Here is a 4285-nt window from a genome sequence, read left to right as displayed (position 1 = left end):
GCATTGGGACGGGTACTCCGTTCTAATATGCCACCTTCAGGTGATTCGCCCGGCCAGAATTCGATGATTGAGGAGTTACTTGCGGTTCGTACCCAACCATCGGTACCTACCGATACCCGGGGAAACTCCTGTCCCTCGTTTTGTACTAAAGCACCGACCCAGATTGCCGCTTGATACAGATATGTCTGATCGGAACCAGCGGGAAATTCTGCTTGCGGAGCGTAAGTCCCTGGATACTCCGGGTCGACCATCGCATTGTCGTTTCGTACCGAATAATTGCCAAAAAAACCAAAGTTGGTGATATTCATCCACATGTTGCCGACCCGGTGTACCCGATTTCGGACATCTGGATTCACGATATCTACAGAGTAATCCTTCCGTATCGGGCCGCGGATCTTCGCTTGATCCATTGCAGCTTTACTTGGAATAGTACCAAGGAGGAGAAGACAGATGATAAAGAGGAGTGGTAGGTTCAGCTGGTAAGTGATTACTCTCATAAGTGACTCCTCAAGTAAGCGGATGCTGGTATGATTCAGGATAGTCGCATCGTAAAAGTCGGCAATTCTATTCGGCCGATATCTAATTTCGTTCGTGGTTGGATGCTACAGCATTGCAAAGTACGAACTCCCCGACTCGGTTTTCAACAAATATCATCTTTCATACGAAAACGGTGGCAATTTCAGGTTTGTTGCATTATGTTTGAGGAGGATAATTGCGGAGTGGTTGCAATGTGTGATATGCGTTGCATCCCCGCATGAATGGTATTATTTTACTTTGTTCCACGTGAAAGGGGAAACCATGAAGCGCAAACTATTGTGGATTGTCATTGCAATCTTTGCCGTCGCATTGGTCGGTTGTGGGGTGAAAGGCTCTGAACGGACAATCGAGCAAGCAGAGAAAATTCTTCAAGAAGCATTGGAAGAAGGTTCGGAGCTTTACGCCACGAATGCCACCCAAATTGCACAAGAACGGATCGCTGATGCAAGACGTTACTTGGAAGAGAAAAAGGCTGACTCCGCTTTAACACATGCCGCATTAGCAGTCGAATCGGCTAAGGAAGCATTGTCTACCACGAAAGAGTACAAATCAATCCCGAATGCTGCACGCTGATTCATTTCTTCCGTTAATGAACATTTTCCGGCCGCTCACCCGATTGAGCGGTCGTTTTTCTCTCCCACCGCCAAAATCACTTCGGGGAGTATTTCACCGGCTGGTTTGGGAAAGCTCGATTGCTTCCGGATTCACTGTGATAACGGCGGGTGGTTTACTAATTGGATTAGCAAAGTATTTGGATGCCGCCAATTGGCAAATCTCCCTCCTCAATGCAATGGTATTTCTGGTAATGCCATTTCAGACGATACTTGGCGGCTTCTTCAACAGACCTCCGATACGGAAAGAAGTTGTCATCATCACTGCCGCAATCGGCAGAGTATTGTGGATTGCGCCAATGATGTTGGTGCTATGGAAACCGCAACACGCTGTCTGGTGGCTATTGATCTTTGTCTTTGCAATGAACTTGGCATTTACAATTAGCCAGTTATGTTGGCTCAGTTGGGTTGGGGATTTAATCGCGGTCGATCTCCGTGGTAGGTTCTTTGGTGCAAGACAGCGTGGTGCTTCTATCGTTAACATTATCAGTTTGTTAAGTGCTGGCGCGTTACTTGACTGGATGAGGAAATCCGGTCGGGAAGATATGGGACATTTCCTGCTCGGTTGCGCTGCCATCCTTGCCGGAATGGTATCACTGTTTTTACTCACGAAGATTCCCCGAACCATTCGAACCCGCACCGAGAAAATCACCGAGTTTACGGTCGATGTTCATCCATGGAACGATCCTCCCTATCGTCGGGTGATGATTGGTTTTGGCTGTTGGTACACCGCCGTTGGCTTTGCCGGACCCTACTGGGCGGTGCACATGCTAACATATTTGGATTTTGGCTACACCGCACTTACCGCCTATGGGGCATTCTTTACCGTGATGATGGCATTGGTGTCACCGCGGGCGGGAAAGTGGGTCGATAAACATGGCGATCATGATGTTGCAACTGTAGGCATGATTGCTCTTTCCACTGTGTCGATGTTCTGGATCTTCATTACAAAAAACGTATGGTTTATGATTATTCCCGAAGTCATCGTAACTGCTTTCGGTTGGGCGGCAGTGCAGTTAACCTCGTCTACATTACCTCTGCGCTACTCGAACGAATTGACAAGAAATAAGTATGTCGCACATCTTGCTATGGTGCAGGGAGTAGGCTTTACGGTGGGTTCGATTATCGGTGGCAGTCTAATGGACGTATGGGCTTCATCGCGGGGGATGTTGTTTGGGATGCCAATTTACCCAACCCATTTCGCATTCGCCATGACTGCTGTACTCCGGTGGACTACTGCCATGTATTTCTCCCGTCTGAAATCTTCGTAACAACTAGTAAAGGGTTTTCGCTCATCCGAGTACGAATCCAAGTTTCGACATCATTCTGCCAAAATGTTATAATTCTGTTTCAATCCGATACATTTCGTAGTACTTTCCGAAAGATGCGATGGGAGATGAACGATGAGAGCATTCCGAACAGCTGTTTTTTTCATAGCTTTGATACTTGTTTCTCTGGCGACGGCGCAACCAATGGAGGGGCGCTGGACGATTGCGATGTCACCGATTACCATCGCCGCTTCTTGTACCGTTCAAATTGGTGATACACTGGTTGTTGACCCCGGAGTTACAATCAATATCACTCGTTCCAACGCCAACTTCGTGATTCGAGGAATGGCAATTATCGGTGTTCCCGATCAAGCACCGGTTCGCATCAACGGTGCTGGTTCTCCCGGTTTAAGCTACGAAAATACCAACCAACTCAACCGCATCACTGCCCAGATAAGCGGCATGAATCGCGGGCTCCGGGTGCGCGGTTCTATTCTGAGTGTCGTTCAGACCGATATTCAATCCCCCAGCAGTTTCGGTATTGACGCATCACGAAGTACAGTGAATATAAACCGTTCGTTGATTTCCACTGCTGGGCAATCCGGTATCAAGCTTGATTCCGGCTCCACCATGACATTTACCGAATCGAGTATCCGGTTTTGCATCAACCATGGTATCTATGCAATGCGAGGGGCTGGAATTACTTTACAAAACTCCACGATTCTGAACAATAACAACCATGGAATATGGATAGATGGCACAATCAACAATGGACGATTGTATGTCTTTGATTCCGACATCTCGCAAAATGGACAGCGCGGAGTTTACATCAACAATGTCAGTAACAATCTACTGGAACGCGTTTCGATTGTAGCTAATGGGAATGATGGTCTCTACTTGCTGAATGCCAGCGGGATGACTGCGACCCGATTGACCTTGAGCGATAATGGTAATCGAGCTCCCGGTGGCAGTGGTCTCTTTTTGTTTAATTCTACCGTTAGTTATGTGACTTCCTCGGCAATCGATAACAATGAGAATTACGGAGTCTATGCCCAATCCTCAACGGTAAACTTACGGTATTGTAACTTCTTCGCGAACCAAGGTGGGAATGTCCAAGGGACAACCGTTGGCTCTAATGCAATAACCGTAAACCCCCAGTGGCAACAGAGCACCGGTCATCAACGAATCCCAATTTTCAATTCTCCGTTGGTCGATGCTGGGGAATGGTTTTTACCGCGTGATCCGGACGGCTCACCACCTGATATTGGCCATCGCTACTACAATCAGAATCTACCGCCAGTTTTTCAAACCTGGACTCCGGTCGATACAGCACTTACACGTAACTACGGAAGTCCTACCCTCTTTCGGGTTACCTATTCTGATCCCAATGCGAACGATTCGGTGCGGGTGAGTTGGTATGTAAACAATACCCTTTCTGGTACCGGAGATTCAATTTTATTGCCGTTTTATGTTCCCGCGGTTGTTGTGAGAGTGGAATTGAACGACACCAAACCGAACGGGATTGCCACGAAGAGTTGGGCGGTTTCGGTCGGTGCCACAGAAATCCAAAATCTGCCAGAACAATTTGCGATCCATGCCTCCTATCCCAACCCCACCAATGGATCAATTCACCTCACGGGTGTCGGAGTCTTCACCGGCGAAATCCGTTTAACTGACTTATTGGGTCGAACCGTTGCCGAAAAATCATTCCGAACCCTACCGGGTAAATGGACAATTACATGGCAATTCCCCTCCACTCTCCCCTCCGGGAGTTACTATCTCCAAGTTCCCAATCAGAAACCTATCTCATTGATTTTGTTGAAGTGAGCCGATAGCAACCAATTGCTCTTACGGTTGTCGTGCATCTGT

At 47.7% G+C, this 4285-nt stretch carries 4 protein-coding genes; 3 read left to right on the top strand and 1 reads right to left on the bottom strand.

Going from position 1 to position 4285, the window contains the following annotated elements; all coding sequences use genetic code 11:
• Positions 1–497 (bottom strand): hypothetical protein (locus OEM52_14255; GenBank protein ID MDK9701298.1); only part of this gene is annotated, 497 nt, incomplete at its 3' end.
• A gap of 301 nt (positions 498–798) precedes the next feature.
• On the opposite strand from OEM52_14255, the gene OEM52_14250 reads away from it, so the two are divergent.
• The 3 genes from OEM52_14250 to OEM52_14240 all read left to right on the top strand — a co-directional run bounded on the left by OEM52_14250 (position 799) and on the right by OEM52_14240 (position 4243).
• Positions 799–1110 (top strand): hypothetical protein, encoded by a 312-nt coding sequence (locus OEM52_14250; GenBank protein ID MDK9701297.1) that lies wholly within the window; start codon positions 799–801, stop codon positions 1108–1110.
• Positions 1097–2419, top strand: coding sequence for an MFS transporter (locus tag OEM52_14245; protein MDK9701296.1), 1323 nt, complete (start codon positions 1097–1099; stop codon positions 2417–2419). Before OEM52_14250 ends, OEM52_14245 begins: the two co-directional genes overlap by 14 nt.
• Before the next feature lie 132 nt (positions 2420–2551).
• A complete protein-coding gene (locus tag OEM52_14240; GenBank protein ID MDK9701295.1) occupies positions 2552–4243 on the top strand; it encodes a right-handed parallel beta-helix repeat-containing protein in 1692 nt (563 codons plus the stop codon).
• The last annotated feature ends 42 nt before the right edge of the window (positions 4244–4285 follow it).

It is taken from the genome of bacterium, from assembly GCA_030247525.1.
GTDB lineage: Bacteria > Electryoneota > JAOADG01 > JAOADG01 > JAOADG01 > JAOTSC01.
Note: the sequence above shows the minus strand (reverse complement) of the source record. Positions and strands in the feature narration are given on the sequence as shown.